16 protein-coding genes are annotated in these 18,204 nt (G+C 39.7%); 6 read left to right on the forward strand and 10 right to left on the reverse strand.

The genetic code is table 11. The features are described from left to right. Nucleotides 1-3: 3 nt before the first annotated feature. The 3 genes from nrdR to glnK all read right to left on the reverse strand — a co-directional run bounded on the left by nrdR (nucleotide 4) and on the right by glnK (nucleotide 2,416). Nucleotides 4-462: a transcriptional regulator NrdR gene (gene nrdR / locus F931_RS17065; RefSeq protein ID WP_000543541.1), complete on the reverse strand. Its 459-nt coding sequence runs from the start codon at nucleotides 460-462 to the stop codon at nucleotides 4-6. Nucleotides 463-625: 163 nt separating this feature from the next. Further along, entirely contained in the window at nucleotides 626-2,020 is a 1,395-nt protein-coding gene (amtB, locus tag F931_RS17070; RefSeq protein ID WP_016142462.1) for an ammonium transporter, read from the reverse strand. 57 nt (nucleotides 2,021-2,077) lie between these two features. Next, nucleotides 2,078-2,416, reverse strand: a complete 339-nt coding sequence (gene glnK / locus F931_RS17075) for a P-II family nitrogen regulator (RefSeq protein WP_000780326.1) — start codon at nucleotides 2,414-2,416, stop codon at nucleotides 2,078-2,080. A 278-nt stretch (nucleotides 2,417-2,694) separates the two neighbouring features. On the opposite strand from glnK, the gene F931_RS17080 reads away from it, so the two are divergent. Continuing rightward, entirely contained in the window at nucleotides 2,695-2,922 is a 228-nt protein-coding gene (locus tag F931_RS17080) for an accessory factor UbiK family protein (protein WP_016142463.1), read from the forward strand. 65 nt (nucleotides 2,923-2,987) lie between these two features. Beyond that, nucleotides 2,988-4,475, forward strand: a complete 1,488-nt coding sequence (yifB, locus tag F931_RS17085; protein WP_016142464.1) for a YifB family Mg chelatase-like AAA ATPase — start codon at nucleotides 2,988-2,990, stop codon at nucleotides 4,473-4,475. 15 nt (nucleotides 4,476-4,490) lie between these two features. Here yifB and F931_RS17090 read toward each other — a convergent pair whose 3' ends face one another. After that, nucleotides 4,491-5,924 carry a MocR-like pyridoxine biosynthesis transcription factor PdxR gene (locus F931_RS17090; RefSeq protein ID WP_016142465.1) on the reverse strand — a complete coding sequence of 478 codons (1,434 nt, stop codon included), beginning with the start codon at nucleotides 5,922-5,924 and terminating at the stop codon, nucleotides 4,491-4,493. 111 nt (nucleotides 5,925-6,035) lie between these two features. Here F931_RS17090 and F931_RS17095 point away from each other — a divergent pair, with 111 nt between their 5' ends. Continuing rightward, the gene (locus tag F931_RS17095; RefSeq protein WP_016142466.1) at nucleotides 6,036-6,812 is read left to right on the forward strand and encodes an aldolase; all 777 of its coding nucleotides are present in this window, start codon (nucleotides 6,036-6,038) and stop codon (nucleotides 6,810-6,812) included. Nucleotides 6,813-6,827: 15 nt separating this feature from the next. Further along, complete coding sequence (locus tag F931_RS17100; RefSeq protein WP_016142467.1) at nucleotides 6,828-7,706, forward strand: dihydrodipicolinate synthase family protein; 879 nt, start codon at nucleotides 6,828-6,830, stop codon at nucleotides 7,704-7,706. Between the two features lie 42 nt (nucleotides 7,707-7,748). Here F931_RS17100 and F931_RS17105 read toward each other — a convergent pair whose 3' ends face one another. Next, a complete protein-coding gene (locus tag F931_RS17105) occupies nucleotides 7,749-8,561 on the reverse strand; it encodes a TorF family putative porin (RefSeq protein WP_016142468.1) in 813 nt (270 codons plus the stop codon). A gap of 960 nt (nucleotides 8,562-9,521) precedes the next feature. Between F931_RS17105 and F931_RS17110 the strand changes: the two genes are divergently transcribed. Continuing rightward, a complete protein-coding gene (locus F931_RS17110; RefSeq protein ID WP_016142469.1) occupies nucleotides 9,522-10,796 on the forward strand; it encodes an OprD family outer membrane porin in 1,275 nt (424 codons plus the stop codon). Nucleotides 10,797-10,902: 106 nt separating this feature from the next. Here the strand turns inward: F931_RS17110 and ppa are convergent, their stop codons facing one another. Next, on the reverse strand, nucleotides 10,903-11,427 hold the full coding sequence (gene ppa, locus F931_RS17115) for an inorganic diphosphatase (protein ID WP_002121243.1): 525 nt from the start codon (nucleotides 11,425-11,427) through the stop codon (nucleotides 10,903-10,905). Nucleotides 11,428-11,554: 127 nt separating this feature from the next. Next, nucleotides 11,555-11,953, reverse strand: a complete 399-nt coding sequence (locus F931_RS17120) for an MAPEG family protein (RefSeq protein ID WP_016142470.1) — start codon at nucleotides 11,951-11,953, stop codon at nucleotides 11,555-11,557. Nucleotides 11,954-12,059: 106 nt separating this feature from the next. Here F931_RS17120 and F931_RS17125 point away from each other — a divergent pair, with 106 nt between their 5' ends. Continuing rightward, on the forward strand, nucleotides 12,060-12,449 hold the full coding sequence (locus tag F931_RS17125; RefSeq protein ID WP_016142471.1) for a hypothetical protein: 390 nt from the start codon (nucleotides 12,060-12,062) through the stop codon (nucleotides 12,447-12,449). Nucleotides 12,450-12,489: 40 nt separating this feature from the next. Here the strand turns inward: F931_RS17125 and fadD are convergent, their stop codons facing one another. From fadD to F931_RS17140, 3 genes are all read right to left on the reverse strand, one after another. Beyond that, nucleotides 12,490-14,169 carry a long-chain-fatty-acid--CoA ligase gene (fadD, locus tag F931_RS17130; protein ID WP_016142472.1) on the reverse strand — a complete coding sequence of 560 codons (1,680 nt, stop codon included), beginning with the start codon at nucleotides 14,167-14,169 and terminating at the stop codon, nucleotides 12,490-12,492. A gap of 297 nt (nucleotides 14,170-14,466) precedes the next feature. Continuing rightward, on the reverse strand, nucleotides 14,467-16,686 hold the full coding sequence (parC, locus tag F931_RS17135) for a DNA topoisomerase IV subunit A (RefSeq protein ID WP_016142473.1): 2,220 nt from the start codon (nucleotides 16,684-16,686) through the stop codon (nucleotides 14,467-14,469). Nucleotides 16,687-16,838: 152 nt separating this feature from the next. Next, nucleotides 16,839-18,158, reverse strand: a complete 1,320-nt coding sequence (locus F931_RS17140) for a niacin transporter NiaP (RefSeq protein ID WP_002121171.1) — start codon at nucleotides 18,156-18,158, stop codon at nucleotides 16,839-16,841. Nucleotides 18,159-18,204: the final 46 nt, after the last annotated feature.

Raw genomic sequence — 18,204 nt, forward strand, 5'->3', positions numbered from 1 at the left:
TGATTAGTGTTCACGTTGCTGCATTTGCTCTATTTGACGGCGAAATGCTTCAACATCCTGAAAGTCTTGATAGACAGAGGCAAATCGGACATAAGCAACATGGTCAAGGGCAAATAAAGATTGCATGACGATTTCGCCAATTGTTCTAGATTTCACATCACGTTCACCTAAACGACGAATCTGCAACTGAATATCACTTAAAACTGTTTCGATCTGCTCTTGTGTGACTGGACGTTTTTGCAACGCATGCATTAACGAACGACGCAATTTGGCCTCATCGAAAGGTTCATTTTTTCCATTCGATTTGATCACACGGGGCATTACCACTTCATAGCTTTCAAAAGTGGTAAAACGTTCACCGCAACTTACACACTCACGACGTCGACGAATCTGACAGCCTTCGGCGGCTAAACGTGAATCGATGACTTTACTATCTGCGGCGTTGCAAAATGGACAATGCATAGCGGACTTATAGGGTCGATTACTTTGACCTAGTGTAGCAAAATTTCCACACTTACAGAACCAGCATTCTTCGAGACAAAAAAACAGTCCTGAGCAAGATCAAAGCATCACTTTGATCACAGCGCAAGACTGTTCTTTTAATACAGCAGATTATTAATAATGATTATTCAATACGTTCGCCATGTTGGCTTAAATCCAGACCCATACGCTCATCATCAGCATTCACACGGATACCGATCACAAGATCAATCACTTTAAGAATAACGAAAGTCGCGATACCACTGTAAACCATGGTTGCCAATACGCCCTCAACTTGTACCCATAATTGGCCAGCGAATGTTGGCGCTAGTGTAACGTTGGCAGCTTTAATAATTTCATCACTGTAGAATACGCCAGTTAAAATCGCACCGACAATACCACCTACCGCATGCAAACCAAACGCATCCAAAGCATCATCGGCTTTAAGTAAGCGTTTAAGTGCAGTAATACCCCAAAAGCACACGACGCCACCGATAAGGCCCATCACTAAAGCACCGCCTACACCGACAAAACCTGCAGCAGGAGTAATCACTACCAATCCGGCTACCGCACCAGAAGCACCACCTAATACAGATGCTTTACCACGGATCATACGTTCAACAACTAACCAAGAGAATGCAGCAGCGGCAGCAGCAACTTGAGTCACTAAAATTGCCATACTTGCACGAGCACCAGCGCCTAACGCACTACCACCGTTGAAACCAAACCAACCCACCCAAAGTAAACTTGCACCGATAACAGTTAAAGTTAAGTTATGAGGAGCCATAGATTCACGGCCAAGGCCAATACGTTTGCCAAGCATGTAAGCAGCAACTAAACCTGCAACACCTGAGTTAATATGTACAACCGTACCACCAGCAAAATCTAATGCGCCTGCTTTGAATAACCAGCCATCTGCTGCCCAAACCCAGTGAGTAATTGGCGCATAAACAACAAGTACCCAAATTGCAATAAATGCCATGAAAGCTGAATACTTCATACGGTCTGCAATAGAACCGCTAAGAATTGCAACTGTAATAATGGCAAAAGTCATTTGGAAAATAACAAAGAGACTTTCAGGAATTGTCCCACTCAATGCATCAAACGCCACTCCGTTGAGCATCGCTTTAGACAAATCACCAAAAAATGCACCTGTGCCAGAGAACGCGATTGAATACCCAGCAATCACCCACAGCAAACTTACTAAGATTGCAGCTGAAAGGCTGAACATCATTGTACTTAAGACATTTTTTTTACGTACCATACCGCCGTAGAATAATGCTAATCCCGGAATGGTCATTAATAAAACTAATGCGGTTGAAACTAAAATCCAAGAGGTGTCACCCGTATCAAGAGTGGGTGTCGGTGCTGGAGCTGCCGGAGTTTCAGCAACTGGTGCTTCTGCTGCGGTTGTAGTAGCTTGTGATGTTGATGCCGCCGTAACTTCCGATGTTGGCGTTGTTACAGCTTCTTCTGCCCAAGAGGCAGTACCACCCAAAAGAGCGCCTGATAGACTGAGCGCCATAAGTATTTTTTTCATTCGTGTCCCCCAACCTCATTTGCGAGTTATTTTCTACTCAGCAAGCTTTGTGCCAATTTAGACAGCATCCGGTCCAGTCTCACCCGTACGAATACGAATTACTTGTTCCAGGTTAGTAACAAAAATCTTACCATCGCCGATTTTTCCAGTGCTCGCTACACGAGTAATTGATTCAATTACCGCGTCAACCATTTCATCACTGATCGCAATCTCAATTTTTACTTTAGGTAAGAAATCAACCACATACTCTGCACCACGGTAGAGTTCTGTATGTCCTTTTTGACGACCAAAACCTTTAACTTCAGTTACGGTAATCCCTTGTACACCAATGTCAGAGAGCGCTTCACGCACATCATCTAATTTAAACGGTTTTACAATTGCAGTTACAAGCTTCATGTTTGTTTCCTTCGGCTTCTTTTCACCAGTAAGGTTTTATGTTCAATTTTCATGCCAATATTTCAAAGGTTGAGGGAAATGAATCTATTGCATGAACTTTCTTTATAACCTATTTAGTGATCAAGATGTAGATGAGCTATTAAAAATAAAATGAATTTTCAGTATTGTTGAGTGCTGTTTTAATGTTCTATTTGCACTAAAAGAATTGAAACCTATATCCCGACTTCAAGCAGTGATAAACTGTAAACTATAAGGTAATACAACGCTTTGGATATTTTATGTTAGAAACATTACTACAGGCCATTTTGGAACAAATTGATGAGCCTAAAAAAGATTTGGAAAAAAATTTACGTGCATTATTAAATGAAGCGGTCGAAAAGTTAGACCTTGTTTCTAAACAAGAGATTGACCGTCAAAAGACTGCACTTCAATCGGCTAATCAACGTTTAGAAGAGCTACAAAAACAAGTCAATCTATTAGAAGAAGCCTTAAAGAATAAAAAATAAGCACCAACGTAGCGCACTTATACTTTACAACGATTAAAAATGAAGCACCATAATGGAACAATAAGATGTCTTTTTCTAAAATTTATACACGGGGACTTTTGGGTTTACATGCACCTCTAATTGAGGTTGAGGTACATGTGAGTCAAGGCTTACCTTCTCTTACTATTGTCGGGCTAGCAGAGGCGGCAGTAAGAGAAAGTAAAGACCGCGTTCGCTCAGCCATTATTAATAGTGGATTCCAATTTCCGACTAAACGACTGACCATTAATCTTGCGCCAGCAGATTTGCCCAAAGATGGTTCACGTCTAGATTTACCAATTGCCGTAGGCATTTTAATTGCGTCTGGTCAGCTCCCAGAAAACTGTGCCGAAGATTTTGAATTAATTGGTGAATTAGCGCTGGATGGTCATGTAAGACCAGTGTCAGGCACGTTAACTTTGGCCATGGCATGCCAACAGGCCAAGCATAAAATGCTTTTACCCCTCGATAATAGTCGGGATATTAACCATTTACCGAACCTTGAATGTTATCCAGTGAGTCACTTAAAAGAAGTTTGTGAACATTTTCTGGGCACGAAATCTCTATCTTCGGTTGAACCTGCAACTGCCTCAAACCAAATGCCTTATAAATTTGATCTGGCAGATGTAAAAGGTCAGTTGCGCCCACGTCGTGCACTAGAAATAGCCGCCGCAGGAGGACATTCGCTGCTCTTTAAAGGACCACCAGGCACTGGTAAGACTTTACTCGCTTCAAGGCTCCCTTCAATTTTGCCACCTCTTTCTAATCAAGAAACACTTGAAGTTGCGAGTATTTATTCTATTTCCAATACACCGCATACGTTTGGCCAACGGCCATTTCGAGCGCCCCATCATACAGCATCAGCGATTGCACTTGTTGGGGGCGGATCTCATCCTAAACCAGGTGAAATTACCTTATCTCACTTAGGGGTTTTGTTTTTAGATGAACTTCCTGAGTTTGACAGAAAAGTGCTAGAAGTCTTACGCCAGCCACTTGAGTCAAAAGAAATCATTATTTCACGAGCAGCTCGGCAAATTACCTACCCTGCAAACTTTCAGCTCATTGCAGCGATGAACCCCTGCCCATGTGGTTATGCATTTAATCAAGACAGTCGTTGTCAATGTTCGCCTGAGAGTATTAAACGTTATCAAAACCGTATATCGGGACCGTTACTCGACCGTATCGATTTACATATTGAAGTACCGCCATTAAAAGCTCAAGAACTACAAGATCCAACCCCTGCCGAAGACTCAAGCAGTGTTCGCCAACGTGTGATTTATGCTTATGAACAACAAATGCAAAGACAGGATTGTTTGAATCAGGCGCTCTCACCAAAACAACTTGAGCAATACGCGACTCTCGATAGTACTTCACAGCGAATGATTGAAATGGCTCAGCAACGTTTAAATCTATCTGCTCGTGCTTATCATCGTGTTTTACGAGTAGCGCGGACCATTGCAGATTTAGCTCAAAGTGAGGTCATTCAAAGTCCGCATCTTACAGAGGCGCTCTCTTATAGAGGAAATCATTCTTAAAAATAAAACAGCGGATTATAAGTCCGCTGTTCTTTTATTAAGAGCGTCATTTAAGGCCTCGATTAAAGAAGTAATTTCCTGCTCTGATAAAGCTGCAAAACCAAAGCGGATACAACGATTAGGAGACTCGATTTGTTTAAACTTATGCTCTGTATCAATGTTGAGTTCTTTTAATTTTATAAGCTGTTCCTGAGTAAATGATTTCTGGAATTTTACCCATAAAGCCATTCCACCCGCAGGCGATTGTATCTGAATACTCTCTGCAAAAACCCTTTGAAACTCAGCTAATGCATGGTCACGGCGTAACTGATAAATCTTTTTCATTTTGCGGATGTGTCTTTTAATTTCACCCCGTTGCATTAAATCTGCTAAAGCAAGTTCAGTAATGTTATTACCTTGTCGATCAATCAATAAAATATCTTCAGTAATCGATTGGATTACTGATGACGATGCCACAATGTAACCCAAGCGTATACCGGGTGCAAAAACTTTAGACAATGAACCAACATGAATGACTAATTCAGAATGAGGCAAACTCGCTAAGGGTGGCATAGGCCGACTGTGATAGTGGAATTCATGATCATAGTCATCCTCAATAATATAAAAGCCCCATTTTTTTGAAAGCTCTAAGAGTTGAAGACGGCGGTTCATTGTCATGGTAACGGTTGTAGGATATTGATGATGCGGAGTTGTATAAATTGCAGCAACTGAGTGCTCTTGTAAAATCCGTTCCATATCGTCAATGACAATACCCTGTTCATCTAATTTGACAGAAACCACTTGAAAGCCATTTGACTGAAAAGCTTTAAAAGCAGAGGGATAATACAACTCTTCAACAACAATCACGCCTTGCCGATTGGGTAATGCACGTGAGGCTAGAAAAATTCCCATCTGGCTACCACGTACAATACAAATCTCATCATCGGCAACATTCATAAAACGCTCCATCGACAACATTTGTTGTAACGCCAGCCTTAACTCAGCCATACCTCGTGGGTCACCATAGCCCATGTATTGGTTTTGCGTAATTTTAATGAGTGCGTGCCGATAGGCCCTCGAAAATAACTCATAGGGAATAAGCCTCGGATCTGGCACACCATCGTTATGGGGCTGCTGGGCAACTTGTTGAATTATTGGTTTATCACTAACTTTTCGAACTGATCCTGATTTTATTTGAAGCTTTTTTTCTGGTAAAACATCTGCCACAAATGTGCCTTTTCGAGGCCGAGTCACAAGCCAACCTTGTGCTTCCAATTCTTCATAGACTGCTTGTACCGTTTTTCGATTAATTCCCAATTCTTTTGAAAGGCTACGAGACCCCGGCAGCATAGTGCCCTGTACTAAACGGCCACTCAAAATTTCCTGACTAATCAAGTTGGTAAGCTTTAAAAAAACTGTCTTTTCTTCCCTTTCATCAATACGGAAATGTACTTGCCAAGGTCTTAGCATATTTGCCCCATCTGGACCATATAACTTATAAAAACTGGATGTATTGATTCATCCAGTTGTTTTCTATTCTGCCTTCACCTACTTAATTTGGTCAACTGGACTGGAGAAGAGATGAAGACAGCTTCTGTAAACAAACAAGATCTGATGCAATACGCACAACAAGACATGCAAAAGTGGATTAGCGACTCAGATTTAACTGACCGCCAAAAGCTTGCTCTCACTTGTCGTATTTTATTTGATCATGGCCATGATGCTGGTTTAGCAGGCCAAATTACTTGCCGTAGTGAAAATAAAGAATCCTTTATTACCCAACGTTTTGGTTTAGGTTTTGATGAAATTACTGCCTCAAACTTGCTTGAGGTGAATCAAGACTTAGAACCCATCAATCAAGAAGGTATGGCAAACCCAGCCAATCGTTTTCATACATGGATTTATAAAGAACACCCAGAGGTGAACTGCATTATCCATACGCATCCGACTCATATAGCGGCTCTTTCCATGCTTCAGATTCCGCTCATGATTTCCCAAATGGATGTTTGTGCACTCTATGAAGATTGCTCTTTTGTAGGCCATTGGCCAGGTGTTCCTGTAGGTAACGAAGAAGGCATTTTAATTTCTTCTGCTCTAGGTAAAAACCGTGCTGTTTTGTTATCTCACCATGGTCAACTGGTCACAGGAAAAACTATTGAAGAAGCATGCAACTTGGCTCTTTTAATTGAACGCGCAGCTCAACTGCAACTACTAGCCATGTCTGCTGGGCAAATTCAGCCGATCCCACACGATTTAGCAATAGAAGCTCATGACTGGGTATCTACCGATAAACGTAACAAAGTGAACTTTGCTTACTACGCACGTAAAGCTTTGAAAAAACATTCTGACTGTATTTAAAAAGAGACTTCGACCATGAAACTAAACGGCATTATTGGCTACCCGGTTACCCCATTTTCTGATGACAACACCATTAACCTTCCTGTTCTAAAGCAAATGCTGGATTTGCTTATTGAAAACGGTTGCGATGCAATTGCGCCTCTAGGCAGTACTGGCGAAAGCGCTTATCTTGAATGGGATGAATGGTGTTTAGTCGCTAAGACTTCAATTGAAAGCATTAATAAACGCCTACCTGTCATTATTGGGATTTCAGAACTCACGACAGATCAAGCCATCAAAAAGGCGCAAATCGCGCAAAGCTATGGTGCAGATGCACTTATGGTGATTCCTGTATCTTATTGGAAGCTAACAGATCAAGAAATTTTTGAATATTACCAAGCGATTGCCCAAGCAACGACTTTACCAATTATGATTTATAACAACCCTGCAACGAGTGGTGTTGATATGTCTCCAGAACTAATCGTGCGTATGTTTAATAACATTGCAAATATTACGATGGTGAAAGAAAGTAGCGGCGATATTCAGCGTATGCATAAAATTTATGAATTATCAAAAGGAGAACTTCCTTTTTATAACGGCTGTAACCCTTTAGCTTTGGAAGCTCTATGTGCTGGGGCAAGCGGTTGGTGTACAGCTGCACCAAACCTGTTAGGTGAACGACCTCAACAGCTTATTGAATATGTAAAAAATGGAGAATTAGAACAAGCCCAGAAGTCATTTTATCAGCAGCTTCCACTACTACGCTTTATTGTAACTGGTGGTTTACCCAAAACGATTAAAGCAGGTTTACAACTAAAAGGTGTCGCTGCGGGGGCACCACGTAAGCCTCTGTCCAAAGCCTCGGATATTGAGCTTAGCCAATTAAAACAGCTAATTTCGGAAATAGAAAACTAATAAAAAAGCGGGTTTATTTACCCGCTTTTTTACAATAAAAACTTAGAATGTTTTAGTTAAACTAAACACTAAACCTGTGTCATAAGGTTTTTTCTGAGCATCAGTCATACCAGAAGTACTAATGTCTGTACCAACTACATCTAGCTCAGCAACAATACCCAAGATATTATAGTTTACGCCGACTTTATAATCGATATAGCTATCGTCTTCACCTGGTCCACCCGCAACTACAAGTAAAGAGTCTTTATTTTTGAGCTTGTTATAACCAACTGAAGCAAGTCCATTAAATCCTGTGTCCGCAATTGGTGCTGAGTACCCAACGTTAAAATACCAGAACTCATCAGAGTGGCCCCAGTAATCGTTAGAGTAGTTCACACCGACACTAAGTGCATCACCTTTAAATAGAGAGTCTGCAAACGTTAATTTTCCATAAAACTCGGTAAAGTCAAAACCAGTATCACCGTTGTATGGGTTAGTAAATTTTGAGTCAGAGCCAATGTAACCATAACGGATCACACCAACATCATAAGTTGGCGCAAGTGTGTCTGACAGTTTTAAGGTGTTGGTATAACCTAAAGAAATATCAGTTTCAGTTGAAACACCCGGTGTATTAAAGTCAACGCTTGAACCCCAAAGCGCAACATAAGCACCTGACTTATGAGAAAAAGTAAAACCACCTTGAATGGCTGGGTTATTTGATGATTGTGTCACACCACGGAAGCGATAGTCTGTGGTTGCTGCCACACTACCCGTTGCCGTGATTCCATAAAAAGATGGTGCATCTTCAGCCATAGCCATGGTTGAACTTGCTGCAAAAATACTAAGGCTCACGGCCTTAAGTGCAAATTTCATCATTTTGATCTCCCCCACAATGAATGCACGATTTATATGAATTAACAAATTGTGTTGGTTAAGCTTTAGCAATTGCTGTGCCAATTCCATATTTGCTATCGATGCACTTCATTAATTTTGAGATCAGATTTATTCTACAATTAAATTTTCGCTTATTTTTCATTTAAATATATTAATAAAAAACAATAAATTAAAAATAAAATTCTTGTGGTATTAAAAATAATAAATATACGAAAACCCCTTATCGGAAACTCATTACCGAGATGAGAAGTGTTCATGTGATAGATGTAAATTCTCTATTTAAACCTAGAGCCGAGCTATAAAAACTCCGTAAATTTTTAAAGACAGTGCTTACATGGTCTGTGAGTATGCATTTCTACTCATTAGATTTTTTATTTATTTTCTAATTTAAAACAATGAACCATATTGGAGCTTTTTTAAACAATATTTTGAGAAAAAATAATAATGCACAAAATCCAAGCAATCTAGCGCACTAAATGTGACCAACCCAACGATATTCTGTCGGCCTACTATAGTGATCTATTTTCATACACTTTTATTTTTAAATAATGTTACAAAGTAACAATTTAGCTATTCTTTAAAATAAATTGCTGAAAAAAGCTGCTTAAGAGAAGATTAAAAAGTAAACATATCCAACAAAAAAGCGCAAAAAATGAACACAAAAATCAACTTTTTTTTGGTCTATTAATAAAAAATAAATGGTAAAAATCCACTAAAAAATAAATTACTTTTTTTATTTTAAACAATATATTAAGTGTAAAAATCTGGCTATAAAACTACTAGGCAACCCCTAACACATTAATTAAATCCTGCATAGCATATATAAAATAAAATGAACAAAAATATATCTTTTTTATAGATTACTTATACAATTGATGGAAATCCTAGGCCCTGAACAATAACAAGGCACAGGATTTATCGTTTTTATGAGGTTCTTTAAATATGCTAAAAGCACAAAAACTTACATTAGCAGTTCTCATTTCTGCGGCAATAATTTCCTCAGCTCAGGCAAGCGAGCAAAGTGAGGCAAAAGGATTTGTTGAAGATGCGAACGGTTCTATTCTCTTCCGTACAGGTTACATCAGCCGTGATAAAAAAGATGGAAGGGCTGACAATAGCTCATTTGCTCAAACGGCAATTGTAAATATCGACTCTGGCTTTACTCCTGGTATTGTTGGTTTCGGTGTTGGCGTTGTTGGTGACGGCTCATTTAAAATCGGCGAAAATAAAAACGCTGGTAATAACATGATTCCACAACACAACGATGGTTCAGCTTACGATCATTGGGCGCGTGGTGGTGCTAACGTAAAAGCACGTTTCTCAAATACAACTGTACGTTATGGTACTCAAGTGCTTGATTTGCCTGTGCTTGCAAGCAACACGGCTCGTTTAGTACCTGAATATTTCACTGGTACTTTGTTAACTAGCCATGAAATTAAAGATTTAGAAGTGATTGCTGGTAAATTCACTAAAAACCAATACTCTGACCAAATTGCGACTGACCAAAATGGTTTAGACCGTGCTGTAGTTTGGGGCGCAAAATATAAGTTTGATGATCAACTCAACGGTTCGTACTATGGTGTTGATGTAAAAGACAAACTTGATCGTCATTATGTCAATGTGAACTACAAGCAACCTCTTGCTAATGACAGCTCACTTACTTATGACTTCAGTGGTTATCATACTAAATTTGATAAAAATGCTGCATTGTCATATGCAACTGGCCCAGCTGGTGAAGACAAAACTAATAATATTTGGGCAGTTTCAGGAACTTATGCGACTGGCCCACATAGTGTGATGTTAGCGTATCAACAAAACAGCGGTAACATTGGTTATAACTACGGTTCAAACCAAGACGGCGGTCAAAGTGTCTATTTGCCAAACTCTTACCTGTCTGACTTCATTGGTAATGATGAAAAATCTGCACAAATCCAATATAGCCTCGACTTTGGTAAGTTAGGTGTATTGCCCGGTCTAAACTGGACTACAGCTTATGTGTATGGTTGGGATATCAAAACATCTAACGGTGCAGATGACTCAAAAGAAAGCGAATTCTTTAACCAAGTAAAATATACTGTTCAAACTGGTTTTGCTAAAGGTTCAAGCTTACGTTTACGTAATTCAATCTACCGTGCTGACGACGCATATACTACAGACTATATGCCAGACACTAATGAATGGCGTATCTTCCTTGATATTCCTGTGAAATTATTCTAATTCACACATCTATCAAGCATAAAAAAACCTACGTCTGGCAACAGAGGTAGGTTTTTTATTAAGCTCAAAATATCAATTCAGAAATTCTGAGCTTATAAATTAAAGCTTATTTAGCAGCTTCAATTGCTTTTAATACTTCTGCTTTAGCAACATCAGCACCTTCCCAACCACTAATTTTTACCCACTTACCAGGTTCTAAATCTTTATAGTGACTGAAGAAATGCTCAACTTGGCTAATCAATAACGGAGGAAGATCTGTATATTCTTTCACGTCTTTGTAAAGTGGAGATAATTTTTCGTGTGGAACAGCGATTAATTTCGCATCAATACCACCGTCATCTTCCATGTTTAATTTACCCACTGGACGGCAACGAATTACAGAACCAGCAGCAACAGGATGTGGAGTTACAACAAGTACGTCTAACGGGTCACCATCTTCAGACAAAGTATTTGGAACATAACCATAGTTCGCTGGGTAGAACATTGCTGTACCCATAAAACGGTCTACAAACAATGCATCAGAATCTTTGTCGATTTCATATTTAATTGGTGCTGCATTTGCAGGAATTTCAATGATGACATAGATGTCATTTGGTGCATCTTTACCTGCTGGGATATTGCTGTAACTCATATCAATACTCTTTCGTTATGAAGTCAGATGTAAAATCCACTCGATTATAGCGTGGATATCATCAAAATGATGCCGATTATACAATGGGCACACGCGAAAGTTGATATGAATGGTGACAGAATGACACTCAAGTCAGTTTTATCGTGACTACTAATAAAAAGATTGGACATAATATAGATAAGAACCAGACAATCGAACGTAAAGTTGCCCAGTTACTTAAATAGCAGATGCCATAAATAACTCTTAAAATAATATAAGCCCAACCTAATCTTAGAATGAAATATTCCGGAACAACCATATATTCAGCCATTAAAATAGCTGTTAAGAATAATGGTAGGCTTTCAAAACTATTTTGTTGTACGGCATTAGCGCGAGCAGCAAGACCTGTTGTTTTAGCAAGAAAGGCTCTCGGGTTTTGATTGTCACTAGGCTGAAAACCGCCCGTAAACTTTGCAATTACGGTAAATGCGTATGGCAGCAAACATGCCACTAAAATAATATAGATAATGCCGCTGATGCCCTGCATAGTGCCATCCATCACTGAAAATACTGTTGATCATGCTATCATAACATTGCGTTTTTACCTGAAATTTTATGCAATCACTTGTCATCACTGATTAATAGGGCCATATATGCAACAACCTGATCAAAAAGAATTGTTTGAAGTCTTAGATAAGCAAAAACAGAATCAACTTCAGGTAGATCGTGTATTAAAAATCGTACTTCCGATTGTTGCTTTTTTATTGAGTGTAATTTGTGCAAATCTGAATTGGCAATCGACACTAGGCACCTTTGTCATTTTAACAATTACCTTTATTGCAGTCGGTATTAAACGGCTTCCTTTATGGCATTGGTTAATTGTGATTGCTCTATATTGTCTTGTTGATAATTATTTAAGTTATGGTCAACTTGATTTGACTCATCTACGCTTACAACTTGGCACAATGCTTGTTTTTGTTGGAATGGTAGGAATTGGCCGTCCCTACATAGACCGCTGGTTTATGAAAAGTCACAAAATATAAAAACAAAAAAAGCGCCCTAAGGCGCTTTTTCATTAACTTTTTAAGCTGGTTTACGTAAGTCTTTACGTAAGATTTTACCTACGTTTGATTTAGGTAACTCATCCATAAACTCAACATAACGAGGGCGTTTATAACCTGTTAAGTTCTCTTTAGCAAAGTTCAAAATTTCTTCAGTCGTTAAGCTTTGATCTTTTTTCACGATAAAGAGTTTTGGCACTTCACCTGATTTTTCATCTGGAACACCGATTGCAGCAACTTCCAATACTTTTGGATGTTTAGCAATCACTTCTTCGATTTCACTTGGATAAACGTTAAAGCCAGAGACCAAAATCATATCTTTTTTACGGTCTACAATTTTTGTATAACCACGGCTATCCATAACGCCGATATCGCCCGTACGGAAGAAGCCATCCGCTGTCATGACCTTAGCTGTCTCATCAGGACGGTTCCAATAGCCTTTCATGACTTGAGGACCGCGAATTGAGATTTCGCCTTGCTCACCTAAAGCAACTTCTTTACCGTCATCATCTAAAATAGCAACTTCTGTTAAAGGTAATGGAATACCAATTGTGCCGCTAAATTCAGTAGATGCAGGAGGATTTGCAGTCGCTACCGGAGAAGTCTCAGATAAGCCATAACCTTCAATAATGGTTGTGCCTGTAATTTTCTTCCAAGCTTCTGCTGTAGAAGGTAATACTGCCATACCACCGCCCATCGCCATTTTTAAATTGCTATGGTCAAGCTGTTTAAATTCTTCATTATTCACTAACGCATTAAATAATGTATTTACTGCTGGGAAGAATGATGGCTGATATTTACGTAATTCATTAATTACAGCAGGTAAATCACGTGGGTTCGGAATCAAGATATTTGCTTGACCTTTATACATACCGTACATTGCGCAAACCATGAACGCAAAAATATGATAAAGCGGTAATGCACAAACAATACGGTCGCCTTTAGCCCCATCATTTGCACCAAATTTACTTTGGAAAATACCGTCACACTGTAAAAGGTTGGCAACCAAATTGCGGTGAGTCAGCTCAGCACCCTTTGAAACACCAGTTGTACCACCCGTATATTGAAGTACGGCAGTATCGCTTAAAGTTAAGTTCGGACGTTTATAATTACTCGGACTTTCTTTATTTAATGCTGTATTAAATTTAACGTGCCCAGGAATATTCCAAGCAGGAATTTGCTTACGTACTTTACGTAATACAAAATTTACCAATGTGCCTTTAAGTGTACCAAGCATATCCCCTACTGTCGCAACTACAACATGCTTCACAGGAGTTTTACCTAAAATACTTTGGTAAACACTGGCAAAGTTTTCAATAATCACGAGTACTTCTGCACCCGAGTCATTTAATTGATGCTCAAGCTCACGCGCAGTATAAAGTGGGTTTACATTCACCAACACTAAACCTGCACGTAACACAGCTAATGCAACTACAGGATATTGCAATACGTTCGGCATCATTACTGCCACACGAGTTCCCTTTGCTAACCCCAAATTTTGCAAATAGGTCGCGAACTTACGGCTTGCAAGTTCTAACTCGTTAAATGACATTGCCTTATCCATGAAGATAAAGGCATCACGAGAACCAAATTTTTGGAAATTACTCTCAAAAATATCAACAAGAGAAGTATTTTCCGCAGGCAATGCTACTGTTTCTGGAATCCCTGTTTTTTGGTATTCTGCAAACCAAATCTTTTCCATAATGCCATTATCTCCGATTCGTAATCCTTAGTAATAACTGTTATTCAATGCCCCAGCTATTCTTTAGCTTCTTGGTGCCAGAACATATTTAAAACTTATTGGCACATTCATGACACTTTCGAACAAGATTATGAGACAGAAGTTTTGACAATTTGACCCTGTCAAATTTTTTGCATGGAGTACAAATTACGTACTCCAAATTGCTGTCCTTTTAATCGTTATCCAATACCAACAAGTTCAGTTCATTGCTTGAACATGTTGCCATATATAGCGTATTTATGTTGCCCGACGCTAGCTTTATCTCTGAATCAACAGTTTATTTGCTTTTTGATATCCACGTGGTAAGAGATGACCTTTTGAAGCTCGTTTACCCATGTATTTTTGTAGATCATCACCTTTTAATTTTAGATGTTGTTGACCTGCAACCACCTGAATTATTTCATCTAAGTTCAGGGTTGTCATGGATAAAATCTGCTCTTTCGCTTCAAGTTGTATCAACTTATTACCTTTACCCTTATTTAAATTTGGCAGTTCTGACAAATCAATAATCAGGAGTCGACCTGCTGAGCTGAGTACAGCCAAATGTGTCATATTTTGGGCAGAGATTAATGGTAGAGCTTTTGATTTTTCAGGTACCGACAAGAAACTTTTTCCGGCCTTGGCATTAGTATCTAGCTGTTTAACTTGAGTTTTAAAACCATAACCTGATGAGCTAGCAGCAATAAGTTCTGAGTCTTCATCATCTAAGTAGACCTGAATAAACGCGACTCCACTTGCAGGAGCCAGTTTCGAACTTAGTGGTTCACCTAAACCCCTTGCTGATGGCAAGCTACTAATAGGTAAGGCATAACTACGCCCCGTCTCATCAAGGAAATAAATTCGTTGGTTGGTTTTACCTACCGCATGACTTAAATATTGGTCGCCAGCGCGATAGTTTAAATTCTCTGCATCAACATCCGCACCTTTTGCAGCACGAATCCATCCCGCTTCAGATAAAACCACTGTTACCGCTTCAGCTGGCATTAAATCCTGTTCTCTAATTTGAACAGCTTCAGCACGCGCGACAATTGGAGAACGGCGTTCATCACCAAACTTTTTCGCGTCTTCTTTTAATTCACCAATAATCAGACTCTTTAAAGATTCTGGATTTTCTAATTGTTCACGGATAATGGCAGCTTTTGCAGCAAGCTCATCTTGTTCATGACGGATTTCCATCTCTTCAAGTTTTGCCAAATGACGCAACTTGAGTTCTAGAATTGCTTCTGCCTGTATCTCATCAATTTTGAAATGTTCCATCAATACAGGTTTAGGCTGATCTTCTTCACGAATAATACGAATGACTGTATCAATATCAAGATAAGCAATTAAAAGACCTGCCAAAATATGCAGGCGCTTTTCAATTCGGTTTAAATGATATTCTAAGCGGCGAGTTACCGTTTTCTTACGGATCTCAATCCATTCAAGCAAGATACGACGAATCGACTTAACTTGAGGACGGCCATCCTCACCAATCATGTTTAAATTAACACGGTAGCTCGATTCTAAATCGGTAGTCGCAAATAAGTGGCTCATTACCGCTTCTGCATCAATACGGTTAGAACGCAGTACAATCACGAGTCGTGTTGGATTTTCATGATCAGACTCGTCACGAATATCAACGACTAATGGCAGTTTTTTGGCCTGCATTTGGTCGGCAATTTGAGTAATTACCTTAGAACCCGATACTTGATACGGCAATTCGGTAATCACAATTTCATTTTTTTCGATGGTATAAACCGCTCGCATGCGGTAACTACCACGACCAGTCGTCTGGATTTTGAGTAATTCTTCTGGCGGCGTAATAATTTCAGCTTTGGTTGGTAAATCTGGTGCTGGAATATATTCAGCCAATTTTTCATCTGATGTTTGCGGATTACGAATTAAAGCAATTGTTCCTTTAATCACTTCACGCAAATTATGTGGCGGAATATCGGTCGCCATACCAACCGCAATACCGGTTGTACCATTCAGCAGAATATTAGGAACTCGTGCCGGCAACGTAATCGGCTCTTTTAAAGAACCATCAAAGTTATCTTGCCATTCACTCGTGCCTTGTCCTAACTCACTTAGTAATAACTCACTGTAGGCAGAAAGTTTTGCCTCGGTGTAACGCATCGCAGCAAACGATTTAGGGTCATCTGGTGAGCCCCAGTTCCCTTGACCTTCAATTAAAGGATAGCGATAACTAAATGGCTGAGCCATTAGCACCATAGCTTCATAACATGCCGAGTCGCCATGTGGATGGTATTTACCGAGTACGTCACCCACAGTACGGGCCGATTTTTTTGGCTTACCACTGCTTTTTAAGCCCAACTCGCTCATGGCATAGACAATACGGCGCTGTACAGGTTTTAAGCCATCACTGATATGTGGCAATGCACGGTCCATGATGACGTACATGGCATAATTCAGGTAAGCCTGTTCAGTAAATTCGGCTACAGAGCGGTTTTCTGTCGCTTGATGCGCAAGGCTGGTCATAGTCAGCTTATCTTCCAAATCAGTCGTTATTTTAAGTGAGTCTTATGCTAAGTGGGCTATGTTACAGACACAAGAGGGACTCTGTCACCTGAGCGTCAAATTATGTCTCATCTCTCTATATTTTTAGTTACTTGCTATAAAGTTAGGCAAAATTAGAGACCGATCGACTCTAGTCTTTTACCTTGAGTTTCTTCACCTAATATTAAAATTACAGCTGCAACCAAGAGTAAAACAATAGTGAACATCATAAAAACATGGCTAAAACCATTTTTGGAAACCATCATATGAGTGACCACGATCGGCGCCAAAATTCCGCCTAGACGGCCCATTGCAGATGCCCAGCCCGAACCAAAAGCGCGAATATTGGCTGGATATTGCTCTGGTGTATAGGTATATAACACACCCCATGCACCCAGATTAAAGAAGGACATGAGACAGCCCCAAAACATAATGCTATTCACACTGTCGGCTTGTCCAAAGAAATATGCAGACAACGCACAAAATCCGATAAATGCAGCAAGTGTAATTTTTCTACCCAATCGCTCTACAAACCATGCCGCTGCTAAATAGCCAGGCAGCTGCGCCAAAATCATCAACAAAACATATTCAAAAGATTTAACGATGTCATAGCCCTGTTTCACCAATAAACTTGGTAGCCACGTAAAGATGCCATAGTAGGAATACACAATTCCAAACCAGATGAGCCAGAGCATTAAACTACGGCGAGCAAATTGACCACTCCAAAGTTGTTTAAAAGAGACTTTTTGTCGCATGGCAACAGGCACAACTTCAATATGGTGAACAATTTGTACACCTGCTTGAGCTTCTAATTTTTGAACTAATGCGTGTGCTTCTTCAACACGTCCACGGTTAATCAGGTACGGTATCGATTCAGGGAGTTTTTTCCAAATCACTAAAATATAAATCAGTGGAAGGCCGCCCATAAGAAAGGCAATATGCCAACCAAATTTAGGAATAATAAAATAAGAAATGAGTGCAGCAACTAACCAGCCTAAACCCCAAAAACTTTCGAGTAGTACAATAAAACGGCCACGAACATGTGCAGGGATATATTCACTCACCAATGTCACTGCAACGGGTAACTGTCCACCAAGTCCAAGACCAACAATAAAACGGAAAATTAATAACCACTTTAGATCTGGTGCAAAAGCACATAAGGCAGTCGCGATGCTATAGATCGCCATGGTTACGGCAAATATTGTCTTTCGGCCAAAGCGGTCTGCTAAAGCTCCCGAGCAAACAGCTCCAATAGCCATTCCTACAAAACCGATACTCACAATCCAACCGCTTTCGGCTGGTGTTAATGCCCAGTCTTTAACAAGCGTTGTCATGATAAAAGCAATGATCCCTGTGTCCATCGCATCAAACATCCAACCTAAACCAACCACCCACAATAGTGTGTAGTGGAATTTGCCAATTGGAAGATTTTGTATACGTGAAACCAGATCCATAGGAAAAACTCTACTGGAAAAAATAAGTGAGCAAGACAATATATTT

It is taken from the genome of Acinetobacter pittii ANC 4050 (genome assembly GCF_000399685.1).
GTDB classification, from domain to species: domain Bacteria; phylum Pseudomonadota; class Gammaproteobacteria; order Pseudomonadales; family Moraxellaceae; genus Acinetobacter; species Acinetobacter pittii_E.